Annotated in this window: 17 protein-coding genes; 9 read left to right on the top strand and 8 right to left on the bottom strand. The window is 67.7% G+C overall.

Annotation, left to right across the window (positions count from 1 at the left end; all coding sequences use genetic code 11):
- Positions 1–2: 2 nt before the first annotated feature.
- From LK409_RS13475 to LK409_RS13460, 4 genes are all read right to left on the bottom strand, one after another.
- Positions 3–797, bottom strand: coding sequence for an enoyl-CoA hydratase/isomerase family protein (locus tag LK409_RS13475; protein WP_003810989.1), 795 nt, complete (start codon positions 795–797; stop codon positions 3–5).
- Positions 798–845: 48 nt separating this feature from the next.
- A complete protein-coding gene (locus LK409_RS13470; protein WP_010928884.1) occupies positions 846–2,756 on the bottom strand; it encodes a TRAP transporter large permease in 1,911 nt (636 codons plus the stop codon).
- Complete coding sequence (locus LK409_RS13465; protein WP_003810992.1) at positions 2,753–3,376, bottom strand: TRAP transporter small permease subunit; 624 nt, start codon at positions 3,374–3,376, stop codon at positions 2,753–2,755. Before LK409_RS13465 ends, LK409_RS13470 begins: the two co-directional genes overlap by 4 nt.
- 126 nt (positions 3,377–3,502) lie before the next feature.
- Positions 3,503–4,627 (bottom strand): TRAP transporter substrate-binding protein, encoded by a 1,125-nt coding sequence (locus tag LK409_RS13460; RefSeq protein ID WP_003810994.1) that lies wholly within the window; start codon positions 4,625–4,627, stop codon positions 3,503–3,505.
- A 379-nt stretch (positions 4,628–5,006) separates the two neighbouring features.
- Here LK409_RS13460 and LK409_RS13455 point away from each other — a divergent pair, with 379 nt between their 5' ends.
- The 6 genes from LK409_RS13455 (at position 5,007) to LK409_RS13430 (ending at position 10,887) form a co-directional block, all read left to right on the top strand.
- Positions 5,007–6,611 carry an ABC-F family ATPase gene (locus LK409_RS13455; protein WP_041937251.1) on the top strand — a complete coding sequence of 535 codons (1,605 nt, stop codon included), beginning with the start codon at positions 5,007–5,009 and terminating at the stop codon, positions 6,609–6,611.
- Between the two features lie 154 nt (positions 6,612–6,765).
- Positions 6,766–7,542, top strand: coding sequence for an ABC transporter ATP-binding protein (locus LK409_RS13450; RefSeq protein ID WP_003810999.1), 777 nt, complete (start codon positions 6,766–6,768; stop codon positions 7,540–7,542).
- A gap of 84 nt (positions 7,543–7,626) precedes the next feature.
- The gene (locus LK409_RS13445; protein ID WP_010928881.1) at positions 7,627–8,625 is read left to right on the top strand and encodes an ABC transporter substrate-binding protein; all 999 of its coding nucleotides are present in this window, start codon (positions 7,627–7,629) and stop codon (positions 8,623–8,625) included.
- Entirely contained in the window at positions 8,622–9,395 is a 774-nt protein-coding gene (locus tag LK409_RS13440) for an ABC transporter permease (RefSeq protein ID WP_010928880.1), read from the top strand. The genes LK409_RS13445 and LK409_RS13440 overlap by 4 nt, the downstream gene beginning before the upstream one ends.
- Positions 9,396–9,422: 27 nt before the next feature.
- A complete protein-coding gene (locus tag LK409_RS13435; RefSeq protein WP_010928879.1) occupies positions 9,423–10,262 on the top strand; it encodes a type 2 periplasmic-binding domain-containing protein in 840 nt (279 codons plus the stop codon).
- A 37-nt stretch (positions 10,263–10,299) separates the two neighbouring features.
- Positions 10,300–10,887 (top strand): IMPACT family protein, encoded by a 588-nt coding sequence (locus LK409_RS13430; RefSeq protein WP_003811006.1) that lies wholly within the window; start codon positions 10,300–10,302, stop codon positions 10,885–10,887.
- 18 nt (positions 10,888–10,905) lie between these two features.
- Here LK409_RS13430 and LK409_RS13425 read toward each other — a convergent pair whose 3' ends face one another.
- The 3 genes from LK409_RS13425 to LK409_RS13415 all read right to left on the bottom strand — a co-directional run bounded on the left by LK409_RS13425 (position 10,906) and on the right by LK409_RS13415 (position 13,948).
- Positions 10,906–11,289 carry a thioredoxin family protein gene (locus LK409_RS13425; RefSeq protein WP_010928878.1) on the bottom strand — a complete coding sequence of 128 codons (384 nt, stop codon included), beginning with the start codon at positions 11,287–11,289 and terminating at the stop codon, positions 10,906–10,908.
- Positions 11,290–11,424: 135 nt separating this feature from the next.
- Positions 11,425–12,450, bottom strand: a complete 1,026-nt coding sequence (locus LK409_RS13420) for an LLM class flavin-dependent oxidoreductase (RefSeq protein WP_010928877.1) — start codon at positions 12,448–12,450, stop codon at positions 11,425–11,427.
- A 205-nt stretch (positions 12,451–12,655) separates the two neighbouring features.
- The gene (locus LK409_RS13415; protein ID WP_010928876.1) at positions 12,656–13,948 is read right to left on the bottom strand and encodes an NCS2 family permease; all 1,293 of its coding nucleotides are present in this window, start codon (positions 13,946–13,948) and stop codon (positions 12,656–12,658) included.
- Positions 13,949–14,082: 134 nt separating this feature from the next.
- Between LK409_RS13415 and tsaD the strand changes: the two genes are divergently transcribed.
- Positions 14,083–15,123, top strand: coding sequence for a tRNA (adenosine(37)-N6)-threonylcarbamoyltransferase complex transferase subunit TsaD (gene tsaD / locus LK409_RS13410; protein WP_010928875.1), 1,041 nt, complete (start codon positions 14,083–14,085; stop codon positions 15,121–15,123).
- A gap of 44 nt (positions 15,124–15,167) precedes the next feature.
- Here the strand turns inward: tsaD and plsY are convergent, their stop codons facing one another.
- Positions 15,168–15,815 (bottom strand): glycerol-3-phosphate 1-O-acyltransferase PlsY, encoded by a 648-nt coding sequence (gene plsY, locus LK409_RS13405; protein WP_003811015.1) that lies wholly within the window; start codon positions 15,813–15,815, stop codon positions 15,168–15,170.
- A gap of 125 nt (positions 15,816–15,940) precedes the next feature.
- Here plsY and surE point away from each other — a divergent pair, with 125 nt between their 5' ends.
- Together surE and LK409_RS13395 are read left to right on the top strand one after the other, a co-directional pair.
- Positions 15,941–16,699, top strand: coding sequence for a 5'/3'-nucleotidase SurE (surE, locus tag LK409_RS13400; RefSeq protein WP_003811017.1), 759 nt, complete (start codon positions 15,941–15,943; stop codon positions 16,697–16,699).
- Positions 16,684–17,463, top strand: a complete 780-nt coding sequence (locus LK409_RS13395) for a protein-L-isoaspartate(D-aspartate) O-methyltransferase (RefSeq protein WP_010928874.1) — start codon at positions 16,684–16,686, stop codon at positions 17,461–17,463. The genes surE and LK409_RS13395 overlap by 16 nt, the downstream gene beginning before the upstream one ends.
- Positions 17,464–17,474: the final 11 nt, after the last annotated feature.

Genomic DNA, 17,474 nt, shown 5'->3' with positions numbered 1-17,474 from the left:
CGCTACTGGTCCTGCTGGGGCACCCAGGCGGGCTGGCGTTTTTCCAGGAAAGAGGCCAGGCCCTCGCGGCCGTCGGCGCTGGCGCGCTGCTCGGCGATGCGGGCGGCGGTTTCTTCCAGCAGGGCGGCGTCGATCGGCGCGCCCGCCACGTCGCGGATCAGCCGCTTGGCCTGCGCCACCGCGTGGGGCGAGGTCAGCATGAAGCTGCCCAGCAATTCGTTGATCTGGCCGTCGAGCCGGTCCGCCTCGCACAGTTCGTGCACCAGCCCGATGCGCCAGGCCTCGGTCGCCTCGAAGGCCTCGGCGCTCAGGAACCAGCGGCTGGCGGTGCGGGCGCCCATGGCGCGCAGCACGTAGGGCGAGATCACCGAGGCGATCAGCCCCAGGCGCGTTTCGGTCAGGGCGAAGCGCGCCTCGTGCGAGGCCACGGCAATGTCGCAGGCCGCGGCCAGACCCATGCCGCCCGCCATGCACGGGCCGTGGATGCGCGCGATGGTGGGCTTGGGGCAGGTGTAGATCGTGTGCAGCATGGTCGCCAGCGTCTGCGCGTCGGCGCGGTTCTCGGCGTCGCCGGCCTGCGCGCTGCGCCGCATCCAGTTGAGGTCCGCGCCGGCGCAGAACGCCTTGCCGCGCCCGGCCAGGACGATGGCGCGCACCTCGTTGTCGGCCCCCAGCGCCATGAAGGTCTCGGTCAGCTCGGCGATCATCCGAGGGTCCAGCGCATTGCGCACATCGGGCCGGTTCAACCAGACCACTGCGGTCTGCGGCCCGTAGGCAACTTCCAACGTTTGCAGCATATGACGGCGACTCCATGAAACGGGGACCGGCCACGCGGGGCAGGGGTTCTAGCGGTACAGGACCGTGGGCAGCCACAGGCCGATGCCAGGGAACATGTACAGCAGGAAGATGGCCAGCAACTGAATGCCCATGAACGGTATCATACCCAGGAAAATCTGGTTCAGCGTCACGTGCGGCGGCGCCACGCCCTTCAGGTAGAAGGCCGACATGGCCACCGGCGGCGACAGGAACGCCGTCTGCAGGTTCAGCGCCACCAGCAGGCCGAAGAACAGCGGGTCGATGCCGAAGGCCTTGAGCAGCGGCACGAAGATCGGCATGAAGATCACGATGATCTCCGTCCACTCCAGCGGCCAGCCCAGCAGGAAGATGATGATCTGCGCCAGCAGCATGAACTGGATCGGCGTCAGTCCCAGCGACAGCACCCATTGCTCCACGAGGCCCTGGCCGCCCAGCAGCGCGAAGGCCGCCGAGAAAATCGACGAGCCGACGAACAGCCAGCACACCATGGCGCTGGTCTTGGCCGTCAGGTATACCGACTCCCTGAGCACCGGCATGGTCAGGCGCCGGTAGGCCAGCGCGAGCAGGGCGCCGCCCAGCGCGCCCATGGCGGCCGCCTCGCTGGGCGTGGCCAGGCCGAACACGATCGAGCCCAGCACCGCCACGATCATCAGGGCCAGCGGGAAGAACGAGCTCATCAGCAGCCGGACCACTTCCAGGCGGGTCCAGTTCAGCAGGGCATAGAAAACTGCCAGCAGCGCCACGCAGACCGCGAAGAAGACCCAGAATCCGTAAGGCGCCGGCAAGCGTTCGGCGGTGGCGTCCTCGGCGTCCTCGGCGGCCTCGGCCGCCTCGGCCTGCGCGGCCGCGGCCTCGGGGGCGGCGGCCGCGCCGGGCGGCTCGGCCAATCCGCCGTCCTCGCTGGGCGGCTCGGCCAGTCCGCTGTCGAAGCTGTCGCCGCTGCCCAGCCGCAGTTCGTCCGGGATCTCGTAGACGACAGGCGGTTCGGTCACCGTGCTGTAGGTGGCGCCGGTGATCAGCACGAAGGCCGCCAGCGGCGCGGCCACCAGCATCAGGTTGCGCGCCAGGAAGCTGCCGGTGATTTGCGGGTCGCGGCGCTTGAACAGCCCCGCCAGCAGCCCCGGCACGGCGTGGCGATAGCCTTGGCGCCGCAGCGCCTCGGCGCCCGGCTGCAGCGGGATATGGCGTTCCTCCTTGGACAGCGGCGGCGCCATGTCCGGGCGCAGCTTGGCCACGATCATGACGTACAGCACATACAGGCCCGCCAGCATGATGCCCGGGAAGAACGCGCCGGCGTACAGCTGCACCACCGACACGCCGGTGGTCGCGCCGTAGACGATCAGCATGACCGAAGGCGGGATCAGAATGCCCAGGCAGCCGCCGGCCGTGATCGAGCCCGCGGTCAGGCGCACGCTGTAGCCGGCCTTGAGCATGGCCGGCATGGCCAGCAGGCCCATCAGCGTGACCACCGCGCCGACGATGCCGGTGGCGGTGGCGAAGATGGCGCAGGTGATCAGGGTGGCCACGCCCAGCGCGCCGGGCAGGCGCGCCAGCGCCAGGTGCATGGAGCGGAACAGCCGTTCGATCAGGTTGGCCCGTTCCACCAGATAGCCCATGAACACGAACAGCGGCACCGAGATCAGCGAGTCGTTGGTCATGGTGGCGTACGTGCGCTGCACCATCAGGTCCAGCGTCTGGCGGACCGCGCGCGCGCCGTCCTCGTGCTGCATGAAATAGGCCAGGAAGGTGAACAGCACGCCCATGCCCATGAGCGTGAAGGCGGTCGGAAAGCCCAGCATGATGGCGACGACGATCAGGGCCAGCATCAGCAGCCCGATGTGCCCCGTGGTGAGGTGATCCCACGGGGTCAGGAAAGCGATCATCAACAACACCAGCCCGATGCACGACAAACCGAACCACAGTGCTTTGTGGATTTTCATCGGGTCTGCTCTCCCTTTTCAACGTATTGGTCCAGCTCGGCGATGTCTTCGTCCTTGACGTGCACCATTTCCTTGAGCTTGTCGACGTCGACCTCTTCCACGTCCTCGGCGCGCGACGGCCACTGGCCCTTGCGCAGGCACAGCAGGCAGCGCGCGATCTCGGCCAGGCCCTGCAGCAGCAGGAACGCGCCGGCGATCGGGATGAAGGCCTTGAACGGATAGATGGGCGGCCCGTTGGCCATCAGCGACGAGTGTTCGCGGATGGCGATCGACTCGCCGGCGTAGTACCAGCCGGCCCACACCATGGCGACGACGCCGGGAATGAAAAACAGGATGTACAGCAGCAGGTCCAGTCCGGCCTGCACGCGCGGCGGCAGAAAACCGTAGAGGATGTCACCGCGTACGTGGCCGTTCTTGGCCAGCGTATAGGCGCCCGCCATCATGAACAGGATGCCGTAGTACATCAGTTGCAGGTCGAAGGCCCAGGCGCTGGGCGTGTTGAGGATGTAGCGCGCCGAGACTTCCCAGCATATGTGCAGGGTAAGGACGACAATGAGCCAGGCAAAGGCCTGGCCCACGAAAGTGGACAGCCTGTCTACCAAACGTATCAATCGCAGCATGAGCGCGGGCCCCGTTCATGGGATGGGAGGAGTAACGCGCTGCGCGGGCGCGTCGCGACGCGGCACGGCTTGCGCCGGCGCTGCGCGCCGTGGGACGGCGGGCAGCGCCGGCGCAAGGCGGTCCGGTCAAGCGGGTTGCTTGCGGGCGAAGTAGTGATTGAACGCCATGCGGAAATTGACGTTGGTATCGTTGCTCCAACGACCGGCGCGTTCGGCGAACTGGCGTTGCGAATCCAGCACTTTCTTGAACAACGGATTCTCGGCCGAGCGCTTGGCGATCATCTCGTCCCAGATCTTGAGCTGCTGCTGCAGTATCGCGTCGGGCGTCTTGTAGAACTTGACGTTGTGGTCCTTCTGCAGCTTGATGTAGTCCTTGGAGTAGCGGTCCGCGGCCTTCCACGACATGTCGGCGCTGGCCGCCTGCGCGGCGTACGCCAGGATGTGCTTGAGATGCTTGGGCAGGGCGTCGTACTTGTTCTTGTTGAACAGGATCTCGAACTGTTCCGCGCTCTGGTGGAAGCTCTGCAGCATGCAGATCTTGGAGACGTCCTGGAAACCCAGCGCCAGGTCGGACGAGGCGTTGTTGAATTCGGCGCCGTCGAGCAGGCCGCGGTCCAGGGCGGGCACGATTTCACCGCCGGGCAAGGCGTTGACCGCCGCGCCCATGGCGCTGTACATGTCGATGGCCAGGCCCACGGTGCGGAATTTCGCGCCCTTGACGTCGTCGGCCTTGGTGATGGGTTTCTTGAACCAGCCGAACGGCTGGGTCGGCATGGGGCCGTACATCAGCGAGGTCACGTTCACGCCCATGGCCTTCTGGATTTCAGTCAGCAGTTCCTTGCCGCCGCCATATTCGTGCCAGGCCAGCAGCATGTTGGCGTCCATGCCGAACGAGGGGCCCGAACCCCACAGCGCCACCGCCGTATTCTTGCCATACCAGTACGCCACCACGCCGTGGCCGCCGTCCAGCGTACCGGCCGATACCGCGTCGAGCAGGTCGAAAGCCTTGACCACCGCGCCGGCCGGCAGCACCTCGATCTTGAGCTGGCCTTCGGCCATGTCGTTGACCTTGCGGGCGTAATCCTGGGCGAACTCGTGGAAAATATCGTTGGCGGGCCAGGTGCTCTGGAACCGCAGGCTCACCGGGGAGCCCTGGGCGCGCGTGACGGCGGGAAATCCCAGCACGGCGGTCCCCGCGACCGCTCCGGCACCGGAAATGAATTTGCGACGGGACTGCGTAACGTGTTGCATGGCGTGTTGTCTCCTGAATGGACTACAAGGACCAGCTTTTTGTTACTGCGGTAAGTCTGCGCGAGGGATCGCGCCGCTGCGCGAGCCGATTGGTATTGAATACTGAAGGGCACTGGCAGCGCCGGACGGGGTATGCAAACATTTGCATACAAAACCGTGTTTCTTTCAGTAACCTTTCATTATCAATCGGCCCTGGGGGATTAAACCTTGCATGGCGCTGCCTGACAATCAGCCTAACGTCGGGAATAACCCTAGCACCTGCACAGATATCTCCGCGGCGGCAGCGGCGGCGCGTTGGCGAGGCGAGCGGCGCAACTTGGTACACTACCGGGTTTATCTCCATTGCGCCCTTGCGGCGCGTCAGGCTCGCACATACACCGTGATTTCCACTGCCAATCTCACTATCCAGTTCGGCCCCAAGCCGCTTTTCGAAAACGTCAGCGTCAAGTTCGGGGAAGGCAACCGGTATGGTCTGATCGGGGCCAACGGTTCCGGCAAGTCGACCTTCATGAAAATCATCGGCGGCGACCTCGAGCCCTCGGCGGGCAACGTGTCGCTCGAACCCGGCGTGCGGCTGGGCAAGCTGCGCCAGGACCAGTTCGCCTTCGAGGAGGTACGGGTGCTGGACGTGGTCATGATGGGCCACACCGAGATGTGGGCGGCCATGTCCGAGCGCGACGCGATCTACGCCAACCCCGAGGCCACCGAAGACGACTATATGCGCGCGGCCGACCTGGAAGCCAAGTTCGCCGAATACGACGGCTACACGGCCGAAGCGCGCGCCGGCGAACTCCTGCTGGGCCTGGAGATCGCCGTGGACCAGCACAACCTGCTCATGCGCGAAATCGCGCCCGGCTGGAAGCTGCGCGTGCTGCTGGCGCAGGTGCTGTTCTCCAACCCCGACGTGCTGCTGCTGGACGAGCCCACCAACAACCTGGACATCAATACGATCCGCTGGCTGGAGAACGTGCTCAACGGCTACCAGAGCACGATGATCATCATCAGCCACGACCGGCACTTCCTGAACCAGGTCTGCACCCACATGGCCGACGTGGACTATGGCGAGATCCGCGTCTACCCCGGCAACTACGATGACTACATGCTGGCCTCCACCCAGGCCCGCGAGCGCCTGACGGCCAACAACGCCAAGGCCAAGGAGCGCATCGTCGAACTGCAGGACTTCGTGCGCCGGTTCGCGGCCAACAAGTCCAAGTCGCGCCAGGCCACGTCGCGCCTGAAGCAGATCGACCGCATCAAGGCCGATCAGGTCGAGGTCAAGCCCTCGTCGCGCCAGAACCCGTACATCCGCTTCGAGCAGAACAAGGTCATGCACCGCCTGGCGGTCACGATCGAGAAGCTATCCAAGTCGTACGACCAGCCGGTCATCCGCGATTTCTCGGCCATGGTCGACGCCGGCGAGAAAGTCGCCATCATCGGCGCCAACGGGGTGGGCAAGACCACGCTGCTGCGCATGCTGGCGACCGACCTGGCGCCGGATTCGGGCACCGTCAAGTGGTCCGAGAACGCCGACATCGGCTACATGGCCCAGGACGTGTCCGACCAGTTCCAGCAGGGCGACATCAACCTGTTCGACTGGATGGCCGAGCATCGCCAGCCGGGCGACGACGACCAGTCGATCCGGTCCGCGCTGGGCCGGCTGCTGTTCTCCGGCGACGATCTGCCCAAGGCGCCCAAGGTGCTGTCCGGCGGCGAGAAGAACCGCATGACCTTCGGCCGCCTGATGTTGGGCCGGCACAACGTCATGCTGCTCGACGAGCCCACCAACCACCTGGACATGGAATCCATCGAATCGCTGCAGTTCGCGCTGGAAAAGTACGAAGGCACGCTGATTTTCGTGTCGCACGACCGCGAGTTCGTCTCGGGGCTGGCCACGCGCATCATCGAGATCCTGCCCGACGGCGAGCTGGTCGACTACCGCGGCGGCTACGAGGATTACCTGGCTTCGCGCGGCATCGAGGCGTAAGCGGGGCGCCCGCGCGCGGCCTGGCCGGCCGCCCGCGGCGTGCTTATAACGACAGGTAGTTAAAACATTCTATAAATATAGTTTGTGTTCATATAACCGATTGTTAGATTAGGGCCTGTCCTTTCGTTTGGCGCCGCGGCGCCCGAGCAAGCCCATGAATCTGACTTTCGATCACGTCCACAAGAGCTTCGGCTCGCTCAACGTCGTGGACGGCTTTTCCAGCGAATTCAAGACCGGCGAGCTGGTTGCGCTGGTCGGTCCCTCGGGCTGCGGCAAATCGACCCTGCTGCATCTGGCGGCCGGCCTGGAGCAGGCCTCGCAGGGCCGTGTGCTGGCCGACGGCAAGCCGGTGCAGGGGCCGCACCCCAGCCGCACCCTGGTGTTCCAGGAGCACGCCCTCTATCCGTGGCTGACGCTGCGCGACAACGTGGCGCTGGCGCTGGAATTCCAGAACGCGCCCAAGGCGCAGGCGCGCCAGCAGGCCGTGCACTGGCTCGAGCGCGTCGGCCTGGGCGGTTTCGACGCCTACTATCCCCATCAGGTTTCCGGCGGCATGCGCCAGCGCGCCGCCTTGGCGCGCGCCTTCATCGCCCAGCCGCAGACGCTGCTGATGGACGAGCCTTTCGGCGCGCTGGATGCCCTGACCCGGCTGAGCCTGCAGGACGTGCTGCGCCAGCTGATCGAGCAGGAGAAGCCGTCGGTGGTGCTGGTCACCCACGACGTCGACGAAGCCCTGTTCCTGGCCGACCGCATCGTCGTGTTCAGCCAGCGCCCGGCCCGCGTGCTGCGCGAATTCAACCTGGCCCACCGCGCCAGGAGCCACGACCTGTCCGACCTGGCCAGCGAGAAGCGGGAAATCCTGCGTCTGCTTGGCATCGAAGTCGACAGCCATGGCCACGGCCATGGCCCCAAGGTGGCTCTGGCCGCCTGAGGCAGGCCTCGTTCCGTCATACCGATACCGTGTCGCGGGCCCGCCGGCCCGCGGCCTATTTGCCGATCCCTGGAGACTCGCATCATGAAACTGAAGCAATGGCTGTCCCTGCCGCTGGCCGCGGCGCTGCTGGCCGCCGCCCCGGCGATGGCCGCCGAGAAATTCCGCGTGGGCTATCTGCGCGTGATGGACGATGCGCAGGCCATCGTCGCGCAAGAGGGCGGCTACTACAAGAAGGCCGGGCTGGACTCGGAGCTGATCGAATTCAAGTCGGGCACCGACCTGATCAAGGCCATCGTGGGCGGCCAGCTCGACATCGGCGTGCTGGGTTTCACCAACGCCGTGGCCTGGGCCTCGAAGGGCGCCGACCTGAAGGTGGTGGGCGGCGCGCAGCAGGGCTACCATTCGCTGCTGGTGCGCGACGATTCCGGCATCAAGGATATCGCCGGCCTGAAGGGCAAGACCCTGGCCTCGCAGGCCGAAGGCAGCACCGCCGACGTGGTGCTCAAGGGCGTGGTGCTCAAGGAAGGCAAGCTGGGCGCCGACGACGTCAATGTCATGGGGGTCAGCCCCGCCGTCGCGGTGCAGTCGCTGGTCGGCAAGCGCGTGGACGCCGCGTTCCTGTTCGAGCCGTACGACCGCATCGCCCAGCTGGTGGCGCCGGTCAAGCAGATCTACGAAGTGGGGCAGGCCTGGCCGTTCCCCTGCATGGTGGTGATCACTTCCGGCGATGTGCTGGCCAAGCGCAAGGATGACGTCTGGAAGGCGCTCGACGCGCAGAAGGAAGCCATCGAGCTGCTGCAGAACAAGCCGGCCGGCGCGTCGCGCCTGATCGCTTCCTATTTCATCGCCGAACCCACTCTCAAGACCCTGACCCGTGGCGAGCTGCCGCGCGAGACGGTGATCTCCGAGGCCATCAGCACGCAGGTGTTCACGCCCAAGCTGACCGACAAGGACACCAACCGCATGCAGGAGATCGCCGATATCCTGCAGGCCCAGGGCTCGCTCAAGACGCGCGACGGCAAGCCGTACGACGTCTCGAGCATCGTCGACCTGTCCTGGCAAGAGGCGCGTAAGCTTTGAGCTCCTCCACCCGTGTAACCGGCGCACGCAAGCACCTCGCCGGGGTGCTGGGCGTGCTGTTCATCCTGGCGCTGTGGCAGGCGGCGGCCTGGGTCCTGCCTGATTTCGTGATGCCGGGTGTGCCCACCGTGGCGCAGCGCCTGGTCGAGGACCTGGGCCAGGCTTCGTTCCACCAGAGCCTGCTGGGCACGCTGGGACGCCTGGGCGCGGGCTACGGCCTGGCGCTGGCCGCCGGTATCGGCTTCGGCCTGGTCGCCGCGGTGCTGTTCTTCTTCCGCGAAGTGCTGCGCAGCGCCATCGTCATCCTGCAGTCGATCCCGTCGATCGCCTGGGTGCCGCTGTTCCTCATCGTGATGGGCTTCGGCAACACGCCCATCATCGTGGTGGTGGCGCTGTCGGCGTTCTTTCCGGCCGCGCTCAGCGTCATGAACGCGACCGAGTCCGTGCAGCGCGTGCACGTCTCGGCCGCCCGCGTGATGGGGGCGACGCGCTGGGGGCTGGTCAAGCGCGTCTACCTGCCGGCGGTCATGCCCGAGCTGATCACCGGCGCGCAACTGGCCTTCGGCAATGCCTGGCGCGCGCTCATCTCGGCCGAGATGCTGATCGGCTTCGGCAAGGGGCTGGGCCGTTCGCTGGCCTACTCGGGCGAGATCGCCGACATGACCGGCGTGATGACCAACATCCTGGTCATTGCCGTGCTGGCCGCGTTGATCGACCAGTTCGTGCTGGAAAACCTCAAGCATCGCCTGTTGCGCTACCAATACGTCTGAACCACGCGCGGGCCTGGCGCCCGCGCCTTGATCGCCATGACCGCGCCGTCTACCTCCCATCTTTCCCGCCTGTGCCTGGCCGCGCTGCTGGCCATGGCGCTGCCCGCGCTGCCCGGCGCCGCGGCCGACCCGCTGGCGGCGGCACGCGCGCGCGGGGTGCTGGTCGTCGGCGTGCCGTTCCTGGCGGATGCGCCGCTGGCCGGCGCGAAGGTGCGTACGCCCGAACGCCTGGACGGCGTAGCGGCCGAACGGCTGGCCCGGCAACTGGGCCTGCCGCTGCAGTTGCGCCGCCTGGCGGCCGGCGACGCCGCCGCGCAGTTGGCGTCGGGCGCGGTCGACCTGGTGCTGGCCGATCGGCGCGATGGCGCGCCGCTGGCCGCGCAGGCGCCCGGCATGGCGGTGGTGGGAACGGGATATGCGACCGCGCCCAAGGCGGTCATCCGCGGCGATACCGCATTGCGGCGCTGGCAGGACGTGGCCGGGCACAGCGTATGCATGGCCGATGCCGCGCAGGGCGCGCAGGCGCTGGCGCAACGCCATGGCGCGACCGTGCGCACCTATCGCGCGCCGTCCGATGCGTTGGTGGCGGTGCGCGAAGGCGCCTGCGACCTGGCGCTGATCGACGACGCGGTATGGGCGCCGCTGATGAAGTTTCCCGAGTGGAAGAAATTCTCGGCCACGTTGGCGCCGCAGGGGCCGCGCGCCGAACTGGTATGGGTGGCCGCGCCCGCCGACGCGGCCTGGCTGGCCGCGCAGATGCAGGCCTGGCGCCGCGAGGGCGCCTGGACGGCCATGACGGCCAAATGGGCGCGCGACGTGGCCTTCGACGTGTACCTGGACCAGGAAGTGCCCGACTGCCACGGCTAGGGGGTATCCGGCGCGCCGCCACGTACAATGGCGCCGTATGATGCACACGCTTGCCGCCGCCTGCCGCCACCAGGAAGAAATCAAGAAAAGCCGCTTTGCCGCCTATGCCGCGCCCGTGGGCACGATCGCCGAGGCCATGGCGCATTTCGCTGCGCACAGCGACCCGGCGGCCACGCATAATTGCTGGGCCTACCGCATCGGCAACGAATACCGCTTCAATGACGACGGCGAGCCGGGCGGCACGGCCGGGCGGCCCATCCTGCAGGCCATAGACGGGCAGGGGCTGGACCGCGTGGCGGTGCTGGTGGTGCGCTGGTTCGGCGGCATCAAGCTGGGCGCAGGCGGCCTGGTGCGCGCCTATGGCGGCTGCGCCGCCAACTGCCTGCGCGCCGGCGAGCGCTTGCCGGTCATCGCGCTGGCGACGGTGCGCTGCCGCTGCGGCTTCGCCGAGCTGCCGCTGCTGCAGGCGCGGCTGGCGCAGGCGGGCGCCAGCGTGCGCAGCGAAACCTTCGACGCCGACGGCGCGCAACTGGAGCTGGACGTGCCGTGCGCCGCGCTCGAAGAGCTGGCGCGCACGTTCGCCAACATCACCCGCGGGCGCGGCGGCTGGGACGTGCAGGCCTGAGCCAGGCCCGCCGCGGCCTCAGGCCTGTTCGCCTTCGCCGTTTTCGCGCGCCTGCGCGATATCGCGGTGCACCTCGGCCATGTCGACTTCCTTGACCTTGGTCAGCAGCTCGCCGAGCTGGCCGGCCGACAGGGCGCCGGGTTGCGAGAACAGCAGGACCTTCTCGCGAAACACCATCAAGGTCGGGATCGAGCGGATGCCCAGCGCAACGGCCAGCTCCTGTTCGACGTCGGTATTGACCTTGGCGAAGGTCACGTCGGGGTGTTGCTCGGCCGCCTGCTCGAACACGGGGGCGAAGCCGCGGCACGGGCCACACCAGGGGGCCCAGAAGTCGATGATCAGGGTGCCGTCGGGCGTGATGGCGTCCTGGAAGGTGTCCTTGGTCAGTTCAACGATGCTCATGCGTGTCGTCCTTGCCGCCCGCGTAGGGTGGCGTCTGGGGCCCGTGGGCCCGGTTGGCGCGGCCGGGGCCGCGCAGTGGATGTTCCGTCCGTGGTCGGTGGGCGAAACGCGTGGCGCGATCGCGCGCCGTGCCGGTCAGGCGTTCGCGGTGCGGGTCGATACGCCTGCGTCCTGCTTGAGCGAGGCGACGATCTCGTACGAACGCAGCCGATCGGAAAAGTCGTAAAAATCGGAAACGATCATCACCTCGTCGGCCTGGGTCTGCGCGACCAGGCTCTCCAGTTCGCGCTTGACCGTATCGGGGCCGCCAACGATGGCCGCGCCCAGTCTCTGTTGGACCGCGGAGCGCTCCCACTCGTTCCATATGCCGTCCATGCTTTCCACGGGCGGCTGCAGCGGCAGGCGGTTGCCGCGGATCAGCGACAGGAATTTCAGTTGCTGGGTGGTGGACAGGAAATGCGCCTGCTCGTCGGTGTCGGCCGCCACCACCGGCACGCCTATCATGGCATGGGCGCGCGCCAGCGTCTGCGACGGCTTGAACAGTTGCCGATACAGGCGCATGGCGGCCATGCCTTCGGGCGAGAAGTGGCCCGCGAACGAGAAGGGCAGGCCCAGCTCGGCGGCCAGCCGCGCGCTGAAATCGCTCGAGCCCAGCAGCCAGATGGGCACGTCGGTGCCGGCGCCGGGAATCGCGCGCACCGGCTGGCCCGGCCGCGCCGGCGCGAGGTACGCGCGCAGCTCGTGCAGCAGTTCGGGAAAGTCCAGGCCGCTGCGCGGCCCGCGCCGCAGCGCCTGCTGGGTGGCCCCGTCGCTGCCGGGCGCGCGGCCCAGGCCCAGGTCGATGCGGCCGGGAAACAGGCTCTCCAGGGTGCCGAACTGCTCGGCGATGATGAGCGGCGCGTGGTTGGGCAGCATCACGCCGCCCGAGCCCACCCGCAGCGTGCTGGTATGCGCGGCGACGTGGCCGATCAGTACCGCCGTGGCGCTGCTGGCCACGCCGGTGATGTTGTGGTGTTCGGCCAGCCAGAAGCGGCGATAGCCCCAGCCTTCGACGTGGCGCGCCAGGTCGACGGTGTTGCGAAACGCCTGCGCGGCCGTGCCGCCCTGCACGATGGGGGCAAGGTCGAGGACCGAGAACGGCACGCTGGCCAATACACTCATGCGGGTGCTCCGGTTGTGTCGCGGCGCGGCGCGCCCGACGGGTCAGGAATATATGGAGAGTGTATCGGCGATTTCAACCGCGCACCCGAACAACCTTGGGCGCCATCGGGTCGATAGTCTCGCTGTATCGCGGCGATTGAAGGCCTCGAAAGCAGGCAGGCCGCGCGAGGCGGCCTGCTTGCGGGGCGAGGCGCGCGGCCCGGCCTTATTCGGGGAAGAAGGCGTAGCGGACGATGAACAGGATCGCCACCAGCCAGGTGGCCGGGTGCACCTCGCGGATGCGGCCGGTGCAGGTCTTGAGCACCACGTAGCTGATGAAGCCGAAGGCCAGGCCGTTGGCGATGGAGTACGTGAACGGCATGACCAGGGCGGTCAGCGCGGCCGGCGTGGCCTCGGACACGTCGTTCCAGTCGATGTCGATCAGCTCGCGCATCATCAGCCCGGCGACATACAGCAGCGCGGGCGCGGTGGCGTAGGCGGGCACCGAGCCGGCCAGCGGCGCGATGAACAGCGCGGCCAGGAACAGCAGCGCCACGACCAGCGCCGTCAGGCCGGTGCGTCCGCCCGCCTGTACGCCCGAGGCGCTTTCCACATAGGCGGTGGTGCTGCTGGTGCCCAGCATCGAGCCGGCCACGATGGCGGTGCTGTCGGCAAACAGCGCGCGTCCCAGGCGGTTGGGGCGGTCTTCCGGCACCAGGCCGGCGCGCTTGGCGATGCCCATCAGCGTGCCGGTGGCGTCGAACACCTCGACCAGCACGAACACCAGGATCACGTGCACGAAGCCGGTGTGCAGGGCGCCCAGGATGTCCAGTTGCATGAACGTCGGGGCCAGGCTGGGCGGCGAGGAGAAGATGCCGTTGAACTGGTTGTAGCCCAGCAGCATGGACAGCACGGTCACCGACAGGATGCCGATCAGGATCGCGCCGCGCACGTGCAGCGCACCCAGCGCCGCGATGATGAAAAAGCCCAGGATGGCGAACAGCGGGCCGGGCTCGCGCAGGTCGCCCAGCGTCACCTTGGTGGCGGGGTGCGCGACGACGATGTTGGCGTTGGACAGCGCGATGATGGCCAGGAACAGCCCGATCCCGGCGGCGATGGCGCTGCGCAGCGAGTGCGGGATGCCGCGGATGAGCCAGGCGCGGATGCCCGAGATGGTCAGGAACAGGAAGATGACGCCCGAGATGAACACGGCGCCCAGCGCCTGCTCCCAGGTGTAGCCCATGGTCTTGACCACGGTGAACGCGAAGAACGCGTTCAGGCCCATGCCCGGCGCCATGCCGATCGGCCAGTTGGCCACCAGCGCCATGATCAGCGAACCCAGGGCGGCGGCCAGGCAGGTCGCCACGAACACGGCATTGCGATCCATGCCGGTGCTCGACAGGATGTCGGGGTTCAGGAAGATGATGTACGACATGGTGAGGAATGTCGTCAGCCCAGCCACGATCTCCGTGCGTACGGTCGTGGCGTGGTCACGCAGTTGGAATAGCTTCTCCAGCATGGAAGTCCCCGGGGGTTTGAGAGCGGTTGTTGTGTGCTTGCGCCGGCGCCGCCTGCCGCGCTGGCGATAATGTAAGCGCAAAACCCGTATTTTTGCACCAGGGCCCGCGGACCCTGGTTGTAAACTCTGCGCCCATGATCATTCTCGGCTTTGAAAGCTCGTGCGACGAAACCGGCGTGGCCGCCGTCTGCACCGAGCGCGGCCTGCTTGCGCACGCCCTGCATACCCAGATCGCCATGCACCAGGAATATGGTGGCGTGGTGCCCGAACTCGCCTCGCGCGACCATATCCGGCGCGTGGTGCCGCTGACCCGCCAGGTGCTGGCCGAGGCCGGCCTGACGCTGGCCGACGTGGGCGCGGTGGCCTACACCGCCGGGCCGGGCCTGGCCGGCGCCTTGCTGGTGGGCGCCAGCGTGGCCCAGGCGCTGGCCTGGTCGCGCGCGCTGCCGGCCATCGGCATCCATCACCTGGAAGGACATCTGCTGTCGCCGCTGCTGGCCGAGCCGCGTCCCGAGTTTCCGTTCGTGGCCTTGCTGGTCTCGGGCGGGCATACCCAGCTGATGCGGGTCGACGGCGTGGGCCGCTACGAACTGCTGGGCGAGACGCTGGACGACGCCGCCGGCGAGGCCTTCGACAAATCGGCCAAACTGATGGGCCTGGGCTATCCGGGCGGCTCCGCGCTGGCGCGCCTGGCCGAGCAGGGCGACGCCAGCCGCTACGACCTGCCGCGTCCCATGCTGCACAGCGGCGACCTGGATTTCAGCTTCAGCGGATTGAAGACCGCGGTCCTGACCCGTGTGAAAGCGGCCACGCGCGATGGCGGCGAACTGGGCGAACAGGACCGCGCCGACCTGGCGGCGGCAACGCAGGCCGCCATCGTCGAGGTGCTGGCGGCCAAGGCGATCCGCGCCTTGAAGCAGACGGGCCTGCGCCGCCTGGTGGTGGCCGGCGGGGTGGGCGCCAACGCGCTGCTGCGCGCGCATCTGGCGCGCGCGCTCAAGCCCTTGCGGGCCGAAGCCTATTTTCCGCCGCTGTCGCTGTGCACCGACAATGGCGCCATGATCGCGTTCGCGGCGGCCGAGCGGGTCAAGGCCGGACTGGCCGACCTGCGCGAGGGCGACCACGCCTTCACGGTGCGGCCGCGCTGGGACCTGGCGGATATCCAGGCCGGGTAGGCTGACGGGGGGCCTGTCCCCGCGGGGGCAGGCTCCTGAGTGGGTTACTTCTTCTTCCCGATGCGGCTTTCGGTGCCCTTGAGCAGCCGCGCGATGTTGGCGCGGTGGCGGTAGAACAGCAGGGCGCTGATGACGGCGATGGCCAGGCCGACTTCCAGCCGCGCATGCCAGGCTGCGCCCGAGCCGAATACGTAGTAGACGGGCGCGAAAAATGCGGCGACCAGGGCCGCCAGGGACGAATAGCGCGAGAACACGGCCACGATCAGCCAGGTTGCGATGGTGGCCACGGCCAGCCATGGCTCGATGGCCATCAGTACGCCCAGCGCCGTGGCGACGCCCTTGCCGCCCTTGAAGCGCAGGAACAGGGGGTAGAGGTGGCCGAGGAACACCGCCAGCGCCACCAGCGCGTAGGCGCCCCAGGAGAGTTCGGGGACCAGCGCGCGGGCCAGCCACAGCGCGAACCAGCCCTTGGCCGCGTCGCCCAGCAGGGTCAGCGCGGCGGCGGTCTTGTTGCCGGTGCGCAGCACATTGGTGGCGCCCGGATTGCCGGAGCCGTAACTGCGCGGATCCTGCAGCCCCATCAGCTTGCTGACCACGACGGCAAAGGGGATGGAGCCGATCAGATAGGCCAGGACAATCAGTGCCGAACTGGACAGGAGCGAAGGGGCGGTCAGGACCATGGTGGCAGGCATTCCGTTACGGTTGCGTCGTTTGGCTGCGGATTCTACCTCGGGCGGCGATTCTGACGCGATGATGCCGCTTCATGACGGTACAATCGGTCGCGGTTTGTGGCGATCCCCACGATTCAGGAAGATTGATGCGTATTCTGGTTTCAAACGACGATGGTTACAACGCCCCCGGGCTGGAAGCGCTGGTCGAGGCGCTGTCCGGGCTGGGCGAACTGACCGTGGTCGCGCCGGAGACGAATCACAGCGGCGCCTCGAATTCCCTGACCCTGAACCGGCCGCTGACGGTGCGCACCGCTTCCAACGGCTTCATCTACGTCAACGGCACGCCGTCCGATTGCGTGCACGTCGCCCTGACCGGCCTGATGGATGCGCGCCCCGACCTGGTGGTGTCCGGCATCAACAATGGCGCCAACATGGGCGACGACACGCTTTATTCCGGCACGGTGGCCGCGGCCAGCGAGGGCTACCTGTTCGGCATTCCCTCGATCGCCTTCTCGCTGATCGAAAAAGGCTGGCAGCACATCGAATCGGCCGCGCGCGCCGCCCGCCAGGTGGTCGAGCGCCAGATCGCGCAGCCGCTGGCCGCGCCGGTCCTGCTCAACGTCAATATCCCCAATCGCCGCTACGAAGACATGAAAGGCTACGCCGTCACGCGGTTGGGCAAGCGCCATCCGTCCGAGCCGGTGGTGCGTACCACCACGCCTTATGGCGACACGGTGTACTGGATCGGCCCGGTCGGCCTGGCCGCCGACGCCACGCCGGGGACGGACTTTCACGCCACGGCGCAGGGGCAGGTCTCGGTGACGCCGCTGCGCCTGGACCTGACCCAGCACAGCCAGCTTGACGATGTGCGCAACTGGGCGGAGCCGCTATGCGTAAACGCGTAGACCCGCCGGCCGGCGGCCGCCTCGCGCCCGGCATCACGCCGGCCAACAGCAACACCCGCATTTCGGCCGGCGCCTTGCCGCGCGCGCCTGCGCAGCCCGCGCCGCTGGCCAGCGGCAACCTGGGCCTGAACTCCGACCGGCTGCGCCAGGCGATGGTGCAGCGGCTGCGCACGCAGGGCATCGTCGACGAACGGGTGCTCAACGCCATGGCGGCGGTGCCGCGCCATCTGTTCGTCGATGAAGCGCTGGCCAGCCGTGCCTACGAAGACGCGGCGCTGCCCATCGGGCACTCGCAGACCATTTCGCAGCCGTGGGTGGTGGCCCGCATGATCGCCGCCGTCTGCGAGGACCGTGCCCCGGCCCGGGTGCTCGAGGTTGGCGCCGGCTGCGGCTACCAGGCGGCGGTACTGGCCCAGATCGTGCGCGAGGTGCATGCCATCGAGCGCATCCGCGGCCTGTACGAGCTGGCGCGCGGCCATCTGCGGGCGCTGCGCCTGGCCACCCGGGTGCGCCTGATCCATGGCGACGGCATGCTGGGCGTGCCCGGCGTGGCGCCGTTCGATGCTATTGTTGTGGCTGCGGCGGGCCTGGCCATTCCGCAGGCCTTGCTGGATCAGCTTGCGCCGGGCGGGCGGCTGATCGCGCCCGAAGGGTCCACCCACCAGCGGCTGGTGCTGATCGAACGCACCGGGGCCACCGCCTGGAGCCGAAAAGAACTCGAAGCTGTACGTTTTGTGCCCCTCAGGGCCGGAATACAATCTTGAGCAAACAGGAG

This window comes from Bordetella parapertussis (assembly GCF_020735925.1).
Classification (GTDB): Bacteria; Pseudomonadota; Gammaproteobacteria; order Burkholderiales; family Burkholderiaceae_B; genus Bordetella; species Bordetella pertussis.
Note: the sequence above shows the minus strand (reverse complement) of the source record. Positions and strands in the feature narration are given on the sequence as shown.